We start from the raw sequence: 17,026 nt of genomic DNA, 5'->3' as shown, positions 1-17,026 counted from the left end.
ACTTCAGGATCTGGCTTGCCGTGAACTACGTCCTCTGCTGTTACAAAATGAGAAAAATATTTTGCTAAGTCTTTTCCTTCAATCAGAGCTTTTGCCATATATAAATCTGAAGAAGTTGCTAAAATCATCTGCTTTTTATTTTCCTTTAAAAATTCTAGCAGTTCCAAGGCTCCTGGCTTTAATGGCACTTCACTTTTTTTAGCTAGTTCAAGTATATGGCTTCTTACTGTCCCCATTACTTCGTCATAAGGAAAATCCTGTCCTAATGCCTCTTTAAATAAGATTCTTGCCTTATCATTTACAACACCTGTCGTTTTTTCCACGATTTCCTTCGTTATTATATATCCCATTTTTTTAGCCACTTCACGTCCATACTCAACATAAATAGTTTCTGTGTCAAATAGCAATCCATCCATATCAAATAGAAATAATTCAATTTCATCAAAAAATTTTTTCCCCATTAAAAGTTTCTCCTTATTTTTTATTTTATTTATTAACAATTATTTTTCATTATCAAGTATTGAAACAGAACGGTGAGCAACAGAAGTTATCACTTCGTTAAACTGCAATATTCCAACACTTAAAAATATTGCCACAGCCAGATGTTCTCCTTCCCTTGCCAATCCAATTTTACCACCAACACTAAGCCCATTTATAATCGCTTCAATTTGACTCATTGCTTCTCGCATCGCTCCAATTACTGCCCCATCGTGAACATGCACATCTTGAATAAGATTATTACGCTTTGCTGCCATTAATGCACTCTCTATAAACTTAAAACGTGACTGGGGCATTGCTCCACCGACATTTACTGCCGCTGTTTTTATTCCTTTTTCCTTATATTCCTTCATTAACTTACGTTCTTCATCTCGTGAAGAAATTGACATTTTTAATGCTAGTCTGCATATTTCTACACTTTTATTATTTTCTTCCATTTTAAAATCCTTATTTTTCATTTTTATTAAAAATTTTTTTCTTTTAAAAGAAGCTCAATAGCTTCCACATATCCATCCTTACCTTTTCCATAAATTTGAGCAATACAGGCTGCCGCTGTAACTGAAGTTTTTCTAAATTCTTCCCTTTCGTGAATATTACTCAAATGCACTTCCACAGTTGGAATAGATATTGATTTTATCGCATCAAGAATTGCATAGCTGTAATGAGTGTAGGCCCCTGGGTTTATTACAATTCCATCAAAATTTCTAAAATATGCCGACTGTAAAAAATCTATAAGCTTTCCTTCAGAATTTGACTGTAAAATATCTATTCTTACTTTTTTATCTGAAAATTTATCCTTTATGTAACTACAAATACTCTCATAATCATCATTTCCATAGATACTTTTCTCCCTAATTCCCAAAAAATTTAGATTAGGCCCATTTATAATCATTATCTTTTTCATTTTCTGCACATCCTTATTTTTAATTTAAATTTTTCCTTTTAGAGTTGAAACTATTCTTTCAACAATTACATCTATATCATCATCATTTTTTATTGTGATGTCAGCATATTTTTTATACAGCTTGATTCTTTCATCATATAATTTCCATAGATTTTCAATATTTTGTAGAAGAGGTCTATTCTCGTGATTTTCTTTTGAAATATCTTCAATCGTTCTGTTAAGAAATATAATAATTCCATTTTGCTTCAAAATATCAATATTTTCCTTTTTTTTAACAGCTCCTCCACCAGTTGAAATAATAATTCCCTGTTTCTTAGACAACTCTCTTAAATACTTTGTTTCAAGTTCCCTAAAATATGCTTCTCCTTCTTTTGAAAAAATATCTGAAATAATTCTATTTTCCTTTTCTTCAAGATATTTATCCGCATCTATAAAAGGATAATTAATTTTTTGAGATAACCAATACCCAATCGTACTTTTCCCGCAAGCAGGCATTCCAATTAATACTATATTTTTCATAAATCATCTACTTTCCTGATACAATTACTATTTTTTATTTTAATTTCCTATGTTTTTATAAAATTATTTTTACTTTTGATTCATCATTTTCATCAATATTTTCAATTACAATATTCTTGCTTGAATCTGAAAACAAAGTGAAGTATTCATTTCCACGTTTTTCTAAAAAATCTCCAATTTTAACATTTTCAGTTCCAAGATCTCCTACAACTTCATAAATTTCATTATAGATAGTTTCCAAAAATCCAATATCAAAAATTGTAAATAATTCAGGTTCGTTGTCAATTCTTAAAAATGCTTTTTCTGGAATAACAAAATATAATGTTGATTCATATCCCATATTTATTCCAAAAATAGAATATCCATGATGTTCCAACTCATAATTTACAATCGAATATAAAATATCCACAAGAGATTCATCATATTCTAGTTCCTTTAATCGTATACTTTCCCAGTCAACATTCAAATTATCAGGATTTATTCCTTTTTTCCCAAGCAATTCCCTAAATCCATCTGTATAACCCTTTCCCATAAATTTGTAAAAATAGCTATCTGAATATTTTACCAAATATTGATAATAAAAATCTGAAAATGTACTAATCTTGTTTTCTCCATCATTTAAAAACTCTTCTCCAAAATATTTCTTTACAGCTTCTTCAGCTTCAAACAAATATTCTCTTCTAGCTTCCACATACTTTAAAAAATTATCAGTATCCAGCACTTCTGCTGCAAAATCATCAAGTTCATTATAAACCGACAAGTCAATATGATTTAATTTGTCAGTTTTACTTACATTTTTTCTAGTTTTCAAGTTTTTAATTTCATTAGTTTCAGTTTCATTAAATTGTTCGCTTTTTATTTCTTCTTTTTCTTCATGTTTTTTTTCTTCTAAATTTTCACTATTACTCATTTTGACTCCTACATAGTAAATTTGCGTTAATAAAGGATAACGCATAATCCTTATTAAACAAAATGTATAACAAATCCATTATTCTAAATAGAAAACAGTATAATGCCAAAAGATCAAAAATTTTACTAAAAATTATTTTCCTTGCTTCTTTTCAATGGACTGAATTATAAATTTAATATTTGAAATATTTTCAAATTTTACTAATTTTTTTAATTTTTCTTTATTTTCATAAGACAGCGATGAAGTATCTACATAATCATCAAACCATTTATCATAATTTCCATATAATTTTCTCAATTTTTTTAAACTTGATTTTGCCGAAGATGCGGCTTTTTTCTTGTCTTTTCCTTCATTTCCTCTAGCTTCTAAAACTACTTCCAATTTGTCGTATTCTTGATTCACAAGATCTTTCATTCGTGTTGGCGACATTTTTTTATAGTCCTCTTTTGAAATCTTATCTCCAGTACTGTATAAATAATCATAAATAGCATTTATATTTTCATCTACAGTTTTTCCATCTTTTTCAGCTTCCAAATATGTATTCATGTTCAAATTAAATGTTTCTAGCAGCAAATAAGTATTTGTATAGGAATATGACTGAAATTCTCCTGTATCTTCCAAAAAACTTCCAAATGCACTTTTCAAAAATTTTGGATATTCTACAACATAATCACTATAATATGCATACATTGATCTAAAATTAGATTTTCTGTTTCCTGAAAGCCTTGAAAATTCTCTATCAAAATATGAACGATTCTCGCTATACAAAGTTGCCATTACTTCAGAATATGCAGAGTTTCCAACAGCTTGTCCACTTTTTAATGCAGCTGATGTGAAATATTTGTCAAAAATTGTTTTCTGCCTTGTGTTTCCTTCATCAATTATCTCTTTGTTTGTTTTTGCAAAACCAATACTAGCAACAACGATTATTCCTATCATTATTTTTTTTAGCATAAATCTTCCTTTCTTCTTAACCCTTTTTTGTTTATTAAATAGATATTTCAATAACATAATTTTCTTATCTCTACAAGGACAAAAGTCCTATATTTTATTTTATTTATATAATTTTTCTGACAATTTTTTATGAATTTTTTCAATAATTTCTGAACTATATACTTCTTCATTCCATATTTCTTCAGACTTTATTGCTTGTGAAATAAGCATCATAAGACCATTTACTACTTTTGAACCTTTCATTTTATATTTTTTCATAAGCACAGTTTCTTCAGGATTGTAAACAATGTCAACAACCGCATTCACATCAATTAAATTATTATCCTCAAGTGGACAATTATCAATCGCAGGATACATTCCAACTGGTGTACAATTTACGATTAATTCTATATTTCTAAGCCCTGCAATTGATGAATAATGAATTAATCTATCTTGATTTCTTACTTTAAAAGGATCATTTTCTATAATTGTCGCAAGAAAAATACTTTCTGCTCCACTATCGACTAACCCATTATAAATAGCTTTAGATGCACCTCCTGTTCCTAAAACAAGCACTTTTTTACCATTTACATCAATTCCGTTTAATTCTAATGTTTTAAGAAATCCGAAATAATCCGAATTATCTCCAACAAGTTTTCCATCTTTTAAAGTTACTGTATTTACTGCCCCAATTTTTTTAGCAGTTTGTGATACTTCATCAAGATACTTAATAACTTCCAGTTTATATGGAATTGTAACATTGATTCCATTAAATTTCCCATTTCTTATATCTTTCATCAGCCCTTCAAGTTCATTAATTTCTCTTTCAATCATTTCATAGCTTGCCTTTTTCCCAGTTAGTGCAAAAAAAATCTCATGAATTTCCTTTGAGTAGCTATGTCCTAATTTTTCTCCTAGTAATCCATATTTTTTCATTTTTACATTTTCCTTCCTGCATTCTTAATATTAATTTTATAGCCTTATTATTTAACAAATTTATTTGACAATTTAATCTTTTATCATTTTTTTAGACATCTTATTAAATAAGTTACCAATAAATCTATTTTATAATTTTAACTCATTCAGCTCTTCTTTTGTCAATTCCCTATATTCTCCCAATTTTAAATTTTGATCTAATAAAAGATTGCCCATTTTTATTCGTTTTAAATAAAGGACTTCATTATCAACCGCTTTAAACATTCTCTTTACCTGATGAAATTTTCCTTCACAAATTGTTATGTAAACTTGATTGCTATTACTTTCTAAGTCTTCAGAAATTATTTCAACTTTTGCCTTTTTTGTTACAAAATTTTCTTCTAGCTTTATACCATTTTCTAATGTTTTTACATCATTTTCGCTAAGCGGTTTAGCAATTTTTACATAATACTTCTTATCTACATGCTTTTTAGGAGAAAGTAAATTATGTGATAAAACTCCATCATTTGTAAGTAAAAGTAATCCTTCAGTATCAATATCCAGCCGTCCGACAGGAAAAATATCATAAGTTCTATATTCATTATTTAAAAGGTCAATAACGGTTTTATGATGATTATCTTCTGTTGCCGAAATAACTCCAGCAGGTTTATTTATCATAATATAGACAAACGGCTTATAACTAACTATTTCATTTTCATATTTTACAATATCATTTTTTTCATCAATATGAATTTTTCCATCCTTTACTAAAACATCATTGACACTAATTTTCTTTTTTTTCAAAATTTCTTTTACTTCTTTTCTCGTCCCAATTCCTGAATTTGCTAAAAATTTATCTAATCTCATCTAACTCGTTCTTTCTTTTTATTTTTTATTTTGAATATATTTCTAGATTATATAGTTTATAATTACCCAAAACTTGTAAATAATTTGATTTTTCTCTCATTTCGTCAAGTGCCTTTTTTACATTTTCATCAGCCATATTTCCTTCAAAATCAATGTAAAAATAATATTCCCAAGGTTTGCTTACTCTTGGCCGTGATTTTAAATTCACCATATTTAGCCCATATTTGTAAAAAATCTGCAATAATCCAATTAATGCTCCTGATTCATTGTTTGCACTTGTTACAATGCTTATTTTATTACTTCCGTCAATTACTGCATCTTCGTTTGAAATTATAAAAAATCTTGTATAGTTCTCTTCTTCATTGTTAATATTTTTCTTTAACAGTTCAAGTCCATAAACTTCCTTTGTCTTTATATTTGCAATACAGGCATTTTCTTTTTTGTTTTCTGCTGCAATGTATTTTCCGCTAATTGCAGTATTTGTCATACGGTTAAGATGCCATTCGTGCTTTGACAAAAACTGTGAACATTGCATAAAAGCCTGTTCATGAGAATAAATATTTTTTATATCTTCAAGTTTGCTTCCCTTTACACCTAAAAGATTATGTGAAATTTTATGTCTGACCTCTCCTATTATATGAATATTTTTTGTGTTAATCAAATCAATACTGTCACGAACTTCTCCCACAATTGAATTTTCAATTGGCAATATTCCAATGTCTATTTTTTTTGTATGTACCGCTTCAACCAAATCTTTGTGTGAATTGAAATGAAAAATATTCTTATTTTCATTAATGCTATTTATATCTAAATTTTTATTATTTTTCAAAATATTCATAAGCACTTCATAAGCATAAGATCCTGGAACTCCCGTATATCCTAATTTTTTATTTTTTAAGGTCAAATCATTTACGTATTTAGTCGAGATGCCTATTTTAAATTTTTGATATTCCTTGCTCGAATCCATAATATCTTTTAAAATTACTTCGATATAATGATTTAACTCTTTATTTTTCACTCTTTTTAAATTTTTTTGAACAACTTCCTTTTCTCGTTTCTCATCAAAAATTTTTTTCCCAGTCTGCTTTTTAAACTGTGCCACTTCTTGTACAATTTCTAACCTTTCTTCCAGCAATTCCACCAGCTGGCTATCCAGTTTATCTATTTTTTCACGAATTTTACCTAAATCCAAATTTTTGTTTATGCTCATCTGTCTTTCCTTTTTCTTGTTTTATTTAAAAATAACCTATTTTATTATACCATAACTTTTTTAATTTTTCTTTATATTTATTTAGAAATATACCCAAACCTTTTAAAATTAAACTATTAAAAATCATATAAACTTAAAATTTGAGTAAAATAATTATAACTTTTGAGTTCAGTTTTAAAATAATTTTCTATAAATAAAAATTCATAGAAAAATCTACTCTTAAATTATACTAAAATAAGAGAGAAAAAGCAAGAATAGTTACAAAAAAAGGAATTATCCTTAATTTTAGATTAAAAATAACTCCCTTTCTTATTTTAAAATTGTAATTAAAATTATTTTTCAATATAATCTTCCACAATATAATCTTCAACTTCAACAGGTTCTATATTCCAGATTTCTTTTGCATATTCGGCAATAGTTCTGTCTGAACTGAATTTTCCAGCATTTGCAATATTTTTAAGAGCTTTTCTAGTCCATTCTCTTCTGTCTTTAAATTGATTTTGAAGTCTATCTTGTGCTTCCCTGTATGATGCAAAATCTTTTAATAAGAAATATACATCTGGTCTTGAACCGTCTACTCCGTATAACAATGAATTTTGTAATTCTTTGAAAATTCCAGTATGGTTATCATCATAAGTTCCATCACCTAACTGATCCACAACTTTTTTAAGTCCTTCCACACTATTATATTCATCAAATGGATTATAACCACCATTTGCTTGATAGTTTTCAACTTCTTGTGCAGAAAGCCCGAAGATGAATGCATTTTCATTTCCAACTTCTTCAACGATTTCCACATTTGCTCCATCCATTGTTCCAAGAGTTAATGCACCGTTTAGCATAAATTTCATATTACCAGTTCCAGATGCTTCTTTACTTGCTGTAGAAATTTGTTCTGACACATCTGCTGATGGGAATATTTTTTCAGCAAGTGAAACTCTATAGTTTTCAAGGAATACAACTTTAATTTTACCGTTAATTTCAGTATCATTGTTTACTTTTTCAGCAACAGCATTGATTAATTTGATAATTCCTTTAGCACGTCTATATCCAGCAGCTGATTTTGCTCCAAATATAAATGTTCTTGGTTCAACATCTAAAGATGGATTTTCTTTTAATTTGTTATACAAGTCCATAATATGAAGTACATTTAACAACTGTCTTTTGTATTCATGTAATCTCTTAACTTGAATATCAAATATAGAGTTAGGATTTACTTCAACTCCTGTAGTATCTTTTATGTATTTAGCCAATCTTTGTTTGTTATGAAGCTTAATTTCAGAAACTCTGTTTAAAATATTATCATCATCTAAATATTTTTCTAATTTTTTAAGCTCATATAAATCTGTAATCCATTTATTTCCAATTAATTCTGTAATTAATGAAGCTAATTCAGGATTTGCTTTTAATAACCATCTTCTTTGAGTAATTCCGTTTGTTTTGTTTAGGAATTTTTCAGGATATAGTTCATTCCATTCTTTTAATTCGATATTTTTAAGGATTTCAGTATGAAGTGCTGCAACTCCATTTACTTTGTGTGAACCTACAATTGCAAGCCATGCCATTCTAACTTGTCCATTTCCAATAATTGACATTTTATTGATTTTTTCCCAATCTCCAGGATATTTTTCCTGTAATTCTGCAACAAATCTTCTATTGATTTCTTCGATAATTTGGTAAGTTCTTGGAAGTAATGGCTGGAATAAAGAAATATCCCATTTTTCCAATGCTTCTGACAAGATTGTATGGTTTGTGTAAGCAAATACATTTTTACAGATATTCCAAGATTCATCCCATCCTAATTTTTCGTGATCCAAAAAGATTCTCATCAATTCAGGAATTGCAACTACTGGGTGAGTATCATTTAATTGAATTGCCACTTTTTCTGCAAATTTAGAAAAGTCATTTCCAAAAATAGATTTATATCTTCTGACAATGTCTTGCAAAGAAGCTGATGTAAAGAAGAATTGCTGTTTTAATCTCAATTGTTTTCCATCTTTTTCAGTATCGTTTGGATAAAGCACTCTTGAGATGTCTTCAGCTTGAACTGCTTTTGCAGAAGCTTGTAAGTAAGTTTGATCATTAAATAATTTTAAGTCAAATCCTTCAGGTGATCTTGCTTCCCACAATCTTAATGTATTTACTGTATCATTTCCATAACCAACAACTGGAACATCGTAAGCCACAGCATGAACTGTTTCAGTATTTACACGTTTGAAATATTCTTTTCCAAATTCATCACGATGAACTTCAATTTGTCCTCCAAATTTTACTTCAAATACTCTGTCCATTCTCTTAATTGACCAAGGGTCACCATATTTTGTCCAGTCATCTGGATATTCAACTTGGAATCCATTTTCAATTTTTTGTTCAAACATTCCGTATTTGTATCTAAGCCCATATCCATGCCCTGGCAATGCAAGTGTTGCAAGTGAATCAAGAAAACATGCTGCAAGTCTTCCAAGTCCTCCATTTCCAAGTCCTGCATCCATTTCACAATCTTCAATTTTGTTAATATCTACACCTAATTCATTCAATGTTTCTCTAATAACATCATTCATTTGCAAATTAATTAAATTATTTCCCATAAATCTTCCCATTAAAAATTCTGCTGAGAAGTAATACATTTGTTTTACATGCTTTTTAGCATAAGTTTTTTTAGTATTATACCATTTTTCCACCGCATAATCTAAAGCTGCTCTTGAAATTGCGTAGTACAATTCATATTCATGTGCATCCTCAAGAGTTTTCCCATATTGTCTTCTCAGTTTCCTAAGAATACTGTTCTTCAATTCAGCTTTATCAATTTTCATATCTCCTCCTAAATACTTTTTTACTTTTCATATTTCACTTTACCATTTTTTTGATATTATTTCAATAGCTTTTGATAAAATTTAATTATATTTATTAGCTTTTTTAATTTTGTATGTCAAAATACTTATCTCATCGGATTAATTGCTGTAAGTTCCCATTTTTGAATTCCTTCATTCTTTAATGCTGCATCATAACCAATATATACGTTTTTTAAACGTTTATTTACTGGAGTAAGTTTATATCTGTACATTAATGGAACTTCTACTGCTTGACCGATATAATATTTTTGCCAATTTTTAAATGCTTCTGCTTTGTAATTTGGAATTGTTAATGACTTTTCGCCTAATATTTCTCCCATTAATTTATCATTTTCTTCTGATACAAAACGTGAATAATTAAGTTGAGATTTTCTTCCTGCTGAACCAGTAGTAGGATCTAGAGTCGTTCCAACTCCCCATGCTCCAAAAAATACGTCTATGTCTTTAGAATCTCCTTCTACTTTTTCATAAAAATTTTGAAAAGCTAATAATCTTCCTGATGTAAGTACAGCTTTTATTCCTATTTTTTTCCAGCTTTGAATATAATTTTGAGCAAGCGGCTCTGCCACGTCGCCTCCTGCCATAAATGCCATTTTTATTTCAAAAGGCTTTCCATTTTTATCTTCACGGTATCCATCTCCGTTTATATCTTTGTATCCCGCTTCATCCAGTAATTGTTTTGCCTTTTCGGGATTATACGGATACCCCTTCAAGTCCTTTGGAAAATATTTTTTGAAAACAGGCGGAATTGATGATGTTGCTTCCTGTCTTAATCCAAAATAAAATGCTTGTGCTATTTCTTCAACATTTATACCGTAAGCAAGAGCTTGCCGCAATCTCACATCTGCCATCTTAGCATTTGGATCAGTTACATTTTCCCCTTTTGCCTTGTCATAATGACCTAACTTAAATGACAAATACGAATAATACAAATCTTGCTGTCCCAAAGTTTCTATATTTTTCAAATCTTTATAATTATTATACAAAGAATCAGGCATGCTCATTACATAGTCATATTTTCCAGCTTTTAATGCTGCTACTATGGACTGTGAATTTACTACTTGGAGTATTGCCTTGTTAATTTTTGGTTTTCCTCTGTAATAATATGGATTTGCAGTAAATTCTAGACTTTCTCCACGTGAAACTTTTGTAAGATTGTATGGACCTAATGTTACTGGTTTTACTCTAATTTTATCAGATGACATCAAATCTTTTATCGGCACATCCTTTAAATAGTGCTTTGGTAGTGCATTTCCAATTAAACCATTTCCAACTGCATAAATGCTTTGACCCAACTGTGAAAATGAGATTTCTACTGTTTTATCATTTATTTTTTTTATTCCTGAAATGCTTTTGGCACTTCCATTATGATATTCCTTCATTCCGATAATTTTTTGACTTTCCTCAGTATATCTTACACCTGGATAATCTTTATTCCCAACAACTTCGTAAGCATAAATCACATCATCAGCTGTCAAAGGCTGTCCATCTGACCATTTTATTCCATCTTTTATTTTTATTGTAGCTTTTTTATTCTTTGCGTCAACTTTAAGAGTGGCAGCTCCTGTATCTGTTATTTCAAAATTTTCATCAACTTCAAATATGCTTGAACTTAAAAATGTTGAAATAATATCGCCATCATAACCATCCGAATAAAGTATTTCATTGAAAACTCCAACAAGCGGATCATCTTTTACTATTGCCACTTGCAAAGTTCCTCCTTCTATTGCAGGCTCATTATTTGATGTTTTTATTGGAAATAACGATAAATTCAGTTTTGCACCGGGCATCTCACTTCTCTTTTTACCTGGACTGCACGACATTGTGAATATTAATATTAAAAACGTTATTATCAACTTCCATTTTTTCATATTCAAGTTCTCCTTTTCCTAAAATTTTCTATCCTTTTCTTCGTTTTGCATCAGCTGCCCTGTTTAAAGCCTGACCAACATAATTTATGCAAAGCATCATAATCAAAATTAATATTGAAGCTGGAAGCCATATCCACAATTTTGTCGACAGCACTTCGGGATCCGCTGCATAACCAACTAATGTCCCAAGACTCGGCGTAGAAAGCGGCAACCCAAATCCCAGAAAGCTAAGCCCTGTTTCAATCCCAATATTTCCAGCAAATCCCAATGTCAATTCTACAATTATAATTGAACTTAAATTAGGCAGTATTTCTCTGAAAATTATTGTCAAATCCTTTGTTCCCATAGTTTTTGAAGCTAAAACATAGTCTTTTTTACTTTCTGAAAGTGCCTTGCTTCTAATAAGACGTGCTGATCCAACCCAGTAAAATGCACTCATTATAAGAACAAAAGTTGTAATTGTATATTTTGGGACAATTGTAACAAATACAATAATTATCATAAGTGTCGGTAAAATTGTGATAAAGTCAATAATTCTCATTATTACATTATCCACCCATTTCCCATAATATCCTGCTATTAAACCTAAAAATATCCCAATTCCTGAAGTTAAAATAGTTATTGCAAAACCAATAATTATCGAATTTCTTGCTCCTAGTATAAGCTGTCCTAATATCGAACGTCCTCCAGAGTCAGAACCTAGCCAAAATCCCTCTTTCATTGGAATGGCATACTTATCAAGCAGACTTATTTTCATAATTTCATCCTGATTTGCAAAAAGCGATCCAATAAAAATTATTCCAAAAAGGATCACAAGAATAATAAGCGAAGTAAGTGCCAGTTTATCCTTTAATATTTCCCTTGTAATAACACTAATTCCAGTTGGCTTGTTATCACTTTTCTTAATATTTTCAAAATTTTCTGATTTTTTATTATTTTCCTTTAAAATTTCATTATTAGACATTCCTTCACCACCTACTCTATTCTAATTCTAGGATCAACAATGCTAAGAATAATATCTGAAAGCAGGCTTCCAAGCAATGTCAAAAATCCAAAAAGCAATATTAATGCAGTAACAACGCTGTAATCCCTTGTTATTATAGAATTTACAAACAGTCCTCCCATTCCAGGATAACTGAATATTTTTTCAATAAAAATCGAACCTCCCAGAAGCCCTGTTATCGAATAACCAAAAAACGCTGCAATTGGTAAAATCGAATTTCTGAAAATATGTCTTGAATAAACCTTATTTTCAGGCACTCCCTTACTTCTAGCTGTTTTCACGTAATCCAGATTTTTAGCATCAATCACTTCATTTCTCAAATACTGCACAATCCAGGTTGTCCCAAGAAGCGCATACGTAATTGCAGGCAATATTATATGATAAATCCTGTCAAGAATCTGACCAAAAGTTCCAGTATGAAGTCCAGCTGTTACCGAACCAGTTGTTGGAAACCATCCAAGCGTATATCCAAAAAACCAGATCATTATAAGTGAAAGCACAAAAGTTGGGATTGCATAGCTCACATAATTATAAAATGTAACAAATTTGTCAAGCATTGAGTTTTGATAACGTCCAGCAAGCATTCCAAGCGGTATTGCAATGCAATATGTCAAAACAAGGCTAAGTAGCGACAAAATAAAAGTATTTACTGCACGTTCCCCAATAAGTGTCTTTACAGGAACATTATAAGTGTAGCTCATTCCCAAATTTCCAGAAGCAGCATTTTTTAGCCATCTTACATACTGAATATGCCAAGGATCGAATAATCCTGCCTTTCTTCGTAATTCTTCAAGTGCCGCAGGATCAGTCTGCGGTGTAATTAGCCCAGTAAACGGATCTCCTGGCATAAGTTTTGCCAAAATGAAGATTAATACACTAAGTATGAATAATTGCGGTATCATAACAAGTATTCTTCTTAAAACTGTTTTCCACATTGATTATTTGCCTCCTTTTTCACTATTTTCATTATTTTTCAAATTTTTATCTTTAAAAGCAACAAAATGTGTATCTGTTAATTTTTTTAGATCAAAGACACGTCCATTTTCATCGTAATATTTTTTTTCATTTGCTAAATATTCCTTTTCGATTTTTAACCGTCTTCTTTTATTTTCTGCCCGTTTTTCTGGATGTATTTCTGGAATCGCTGCAATTAGCCGTTTTGTATAAAAATGTTCAGGATTTTTGTAAATATCATTTTTCTCTCCAGTTTCCACAAATCTTCCGTGATACATTATAAACATGTAGTCACACATTGTCGTGGTACAATACATATGTGACAAAAAAAGAAGAAAAAAAGAAAGGTTTCTGATATAATGTAAGCCGACCAAAACTACATAAGGAGAAAACTTTCTATGAATAGTATATCAGAAGAATACCGTGTTCGTCAACGGGCAGTTGAGTATGCAATAAAACATAACAATAATTCAAAGGCGGCATTAAAATATAAAACATCAAGACAGCAGATTAAGAGATGGCGTGACAGATATGACGGAACAGTGCAGTCACTGATGCCAAAAAGCAGAAGACCTAAAAGTCATCCAAATCAACATACTCAGGAAGAAATAGATTTAATTATGAAAAAATACAGGAGATTTTCATATGAAGGATTGGCACAGGTATATACCGAAGCTAGAAAACTGGGATACAGCCGTTCTTATGGAACTATGTGTAAAATAATAAGAAAAATCAGGGATAATAAGCCCAAAAAGCCTAAAAGGCTTTACAAAAGCACAAAAAAAGTGAAGCAGGCTACATATCCTGGGGAAAAGGTTCAGATAGACATAAAATATGTTCCAAGAGAATGCATATGTTTTGGAATGAATGACCAGAATTACTATCAGATAACGGCAATAGATGAGTATACAAGAAAGAGGGTATTAAGAATAGTGGATGAAAAAAGTACATACCAGACGACAAAATTTCTAGAAACGCTTGAAGCGGAGCTAGGCTTTAAAATAGAAAAAATACAAAGTGATAACGGCAGGGAGTTTACGAATGCAGAAAATGGCAAAAAGACACTATTTGAGTTAAAGCTGGAAGAACTAGGGATAGAATACATGACAACAAGACCGTATTCGCCGTGGCAGAATGGGAAAGTGGAAAGGAGCCACAGGCTAGACAGCAATTATTATTTAGGAAAAAGATTTAGAAGTCTAGAAGAATTAAGAAGGTCAGTAAAAAGATATTGCAGCAGATACAATAATATATCAAGAAAAGTATTAAATTTTAAAAGTCCAAATGAAATGCTGAAAGAATACAGGACAAACAATTAGGCTAAGACATTAGTAAGATAACTTTTCTATTTATTTTTAAAGTTTTTGTAACAAATGTTTGACAACTATACAACATTATAAACATGTAGTCACACATATGCTTTACAACTCCTAAATCATGAGAAATAAAAAGATAACTAAGCCCGAACTGCTCCTGAATGTCCTTCATATAATTCAAAACTTGTGCCTGAACTGACAAATCAAGTGCCGACACAGGCTCATCTGCAATAATCAGCTTAGGCTTTGTCGCAACAGCTCGTGCAATTCCCAGCCTCTGCCTCTGCCCACCAGAAAATTCATGCGGATATTTAAAAATATCTTCCCTATTCATTCCTACAATTTCCAGCAGTTCTGACACTCTCCTTTTTTCTTCATCTGGCGTCAAATTTTCAAAATTTCTCAAAGGTTCTGAAATTAAGTCAATTACTCTTTTTTTAGGATTTAAGCTAGATAACGAATCTTGAAATATCATTTGTACATTTCTACTATATTCACTTCTTCTATTTCTAAATTTTCTATCAATTTCTCTTCCCTCATAGATAATTTTACCGCTTTTTATTCTTTCCAGCCCAATTATCGCCTTTCCAATTGTAGACTTTCCAGATCCCGATTCTCCCACAAGTCCATAAGTCTTTCCTTTTTCAATAGTAAAACTGACTCCATCTACAGCATAGACATAATCAATTATTTTATTAAAAAATCCTCCACGAATAGGATAATGAACTTTTAAGTCTTTCACTTCAATAAAACTCATATTTTTGTTTATTCCCTTCTTTAATATTATTTGATAACCTAAATTTTAAAATATTTAATTTATTTTAATTAATAATTTTTATATTTTTTATTTTCAAAAAAATACAACATTTTTAATTTAATCATAACAAGTAATTTGTAAGGGCATGGCGTCTGATACCCTTACGTTAAAAGAAATTTGAAAATATAAAAGAAAAACTTATTATTATTATTATTCAAAAAATTTTAAAATTTTTTAATTTAAACTAACCTTCTAAGGTACGATTAGTTTATTTTTCAAAATGAAAATTTTTCCAGCAAGTACATCTTACAAAATGTTCTGGCTCAATTTCATGCAGCTTTGGATTTTTTTCATGTTCATTTTCCTTTATCCAAGGGATTCTTTTAGAAAATCGGCATCCTGTTCTCTCCATCTTAGTTATTGATGGAACAATTCCCTTAATTACATGCAGCTTTTCATGTTCATTGTCAAGCTGTGGAATTGAACTTAAAAGTGATCTTGTATAAGGATGCTTTGGATTGTCAAACAAGTCTTTTACATTTGCGATTTCTACAATTTCTCCAGCATACATAACCGCTACTCTGTCCGCCATTTCTGCAACCACACCCAGATCATGAGTAATCAATATAATTCCAGCATTTATTTCACTTTGCAAATTTTTTAACAAATCCAGTATTTGTGCCTGAATTGTAACATCTAATGCCGTTGTAGGCTCATCAGCTATGATGACTTCAGGCTTACATGAAAGCGCTATTGCAATCATAACCCTTTGCCGCATTCCTCCTGACAATTCATGTGGAAATTGTCTTGCTATACGTTTGGTATTTTTTATTCCAACATGATTTAATAATTCAAGAACACGTTCTTCCCTTTCTTTTTTAGACAATTTTGTATGATAAATCATTCCCTCTTCAATCTGATCTCCAATTCTCATAAGTGGATTCAAAGCCGACAATGGATCCTGAAATATCATCCCAATCTTATTTCCACGAATCTTATTGTATTCTTCCTCCCCAAGTTTTAAAAGATTTTTACCTTCAAAATTTATTTCTCCTTCAATCCTCGTATTATTCAGATTATGAAGTCCGATAATAGAAGTGGCAAGTGTACTTTTCCCACATCCCGACTCTCCTACTATTGCCAATATCTCATTTCTTCTAAGTTTTAATGAAACATTATCAACAGCTGGAAAATATTCATCTTTTATCCGAAAACTTGTAACAAGATTGTTAATTTCTATTAACGTTTCAGCTTTCTCCATATTCATCTCCTTCAAAAACTTTTTTTAAAATTTGTTTCATATCCATATTGTAGCACAAAATCAAATTTTTTACTCATTTTTTTTAAATTCATAATTTATATTTTAAATTTCTTATATAATAAAACTTATTTAAAACAAATTTAAGTATATTACTAATTTTCTTTTATGAACAGGAATACTTGGCTAGTTTACGACATTTTTAAAGACAGAGTAAAAAATATAGGGGCAAATAAATTTAATAAAATTTTTAATTAAC

16 protein-coding genes and 1 pseudogene are annotated in these 17,026 nt (G+C 30.1%); 1 reads left to right on the top strand and 16 read right to left on the bottom strand.

Translation table 11 applies throughout. The annotated features are described in order from the left end of the window. The 14 genes from ACO409_RS08065 to ACO409_RS08000 form a co-directional block, all read right to left on the bottom strand. Positions 1 to 461: HAD family hydrolase (locus ACO409_RS08065; RefSeq protein WP_485556270.1), on the bottom strand; the 461-nt coding region annotated here is incomplete at its 3' end. 39 nt (positions 462 to 500) lie between these two features. Next, positions 501 to 935 carry a HutP family protein gene (locus ACO409_RS08060; protein WP_485556269.1) on the bottom strand — a complete coding sequence of 145 codons (435 nt, stop codon included), beginning with the start codon at positions 933 to 935 and terminating at the stop codon, positions 501 to 503. Between the two features lie 26 nt (positions 936 to 961). Further along, positions 962 to 1,402, bottom strand: coding sequence for a type II 3-dehydroquinate dehydratase (aroQ, locus tag ACO409_RS08055; RefSeq protein WP_485556268.1), 441 nt, complete (start codon positions 1,400 to 1,402; stop codon positions 962 to 964). Positions 1,403 to 1,426: 24 nt separating this feature from the next. Next, on the bottom strand, positions 1,427 to 1,921 hold the full coding sequence (locus ACO409_RS08050; protein WP_485556267.1) for a shikimate kinase: 495 nt from the start codon (positions 1,919 to 1,921) through the stop codon (positions 1,427 to 1,429). 55 nt (positions 1,922 to 1,976) lie between these two features. Then, entirely contained in the window at positions 1,977 to 2,831 is an 855-nt protein-coding gene (locus ACO409_RS08045; protein ID WP_485556266.1) for a hypothetical protein, read from the bottom strand. 132 nt (positions 2,832 to 2,963) lie between these two features. Then, on the bottom strand, positions 2,964 to 3,785 hold the full coding sequence (locus tag ACO409_RS08040; protein ID WP_485556265.1) for a hypothetical protein: 822 nt from the start codon (positions 3,783 to 3,785) through the stop codon (positions 2,964 to 2,966). A gap of 99 nt (positions 3,786 to 3,884) precedes the next feature. Further along, complete coding sequence (gene aroE / locus ACO409_RS08035) at positions 3,885 to 4,700, bottom strand: shikimate dehydrogenase (RefSeq protein WP_485556264.1); 816 nt, start codon at positions 4,698 to 4,700, stop codon at positions 3,885 to 3,887. Positions 4,701 to 4,829: 129 nt separating this feature from the next. After that, the gene (locus tag ACO409_RS08030; protein WP_485556263.1) at positions 4,830 to 5,546 is read right to left on the bottom strand and encodes a pseudouridine synthase; all 717 of its coding nucleotides are present in this window, start codon (positions 5,544 to 5,546) and stop codon (positions 4,830 to 4,832) included. A gap of 25 nt (positions 5,547 to 5,571) precedes the next feature. Continuing rightward, the gene (locus ACO409_RS08025) at positions 5,572 to 6,756 is read right to left on the bottom strand and encodes a chorismate mutase (protein WP_485556262.1); all 1,185 of its coding nucleotides are present in this window, start codon (positions 6,754 to 6,756) and stop codon (positions 5,572 to 5,574) included. 332 nt (positions 6,757 to 7,088) lie between these two features. Then, entirely contained in the window at positions 7,089 to 9,569 is a 2,481-nt protein-coding gene (locus tag ACO409_RS08020; RefSeq protein ID WP_485556261.1) for a glycogen/starch/alpha-glucan phosphorylase, read from the bottom strand. 125 nt (positions 9,570 to 9,694) lie between these two features. Beyond that, positions 9,695 to 11,479 carry an oligopeptide ABC transporter substrate-binding protein gene (locus tag ACO409_RS08015; RefSeq protein ID WP_485556260.1) on the bottom strand — a complete coding sequence of 595 codons (1,785 nt, stop codon included), beginning with the start codon at positions 11,477 to 11,479 and terminating at the stop codon, positions 9,695 to 9,697. Between the two features lie 28 nt (positions 11,480 to 11,507). Next, complete coding sequence (locus ACO409_RS08010; RefSeq protein ID WP_485556259.1) at positions 11,508 to 12,443, bottom strand: ABC transporter permease; 936 nt, start codon at positions 12,441 to 12,443, stop codon at positions 11,508 to 11,510. A gap of 11 nt (positions 12,444 to 12,454) precedes the next feature. After that, positions 12,455 to 13,417, bottom strand: a complete 963-nt coding sequence (gene opp4B, locus ACO409_RS08005) for an oligopeptide ABC transporter permease (RefSeq protein WP_485556258.1) — start codon at positions 13,415 to 13,417, stop codon at positions 12,455 to 12,457. A gap of 3 nt (positions 13,418 to 13,420) precedes the next feature. Continuing rightward, the gene (locus tag ACO409_RS08000) at positions 13,421 to 13,696 is read right to left on the bottom strand and encodes an ABC transporter ATP-binding protein (protein WP_485556257.1); all 276 of its coding nucleotides are present in this window, start codon (positions 13,694 to 13,696) and stop codon (positions 13,421 to 13,423) included. 138 nt (positions 13,697 to 13,834) lie between these two features. On the opposite strand from ACO409_RS08000, the gene ACO409_RS07995 reads away from it, so the two are divergent. Next, positions 13,835 to 14,755 (top strand): DDE-type integrase/transposase/recombinase, encoded by a 921-nt coding sequence (locus tag ACO409_RS07995; RefSeq protein ID WP_485556256.1) that lies wholly within the window; start codon positions 13,835 to 13,837, stop codon positions 14,753 to 14,755. Between the two features lie 73 nt (positions 14,756 to 14,828). On the opposite strand, the pseudogene ACO409_RS07990 reads toward ACO409_RS07995, so the two are convergent. Next, a pseudogene (locus ACO409_RS07990) lies at positions 14,829 to 15,509 on the bottom strand (ATP-binding cassette domain-containing protein); the annotation flags it as partial. A gap of 268 nt (positions 15,510 to 15,777) precedes the next feature. Beyond that, positions 15,778 to 16,770 (bottom strand): ABC transporter ATP-binding protein, encoded by a 993-nt coding sequence (locus ACO409_RS07985; protein WP_485556255.1) that lies wholly within the window; start codon positions 16,768 to 16,770, stop codon positions 15,778 to 15,780. Positions 16,771 to 17,026 lie beyond the last annotated feature (256 nt).

This window comes from Leptotrichia sp., assembly GCF_057270615.1.
This window is presented reverse-complemented; position numbering and strand designations above follow the sequence as displayed.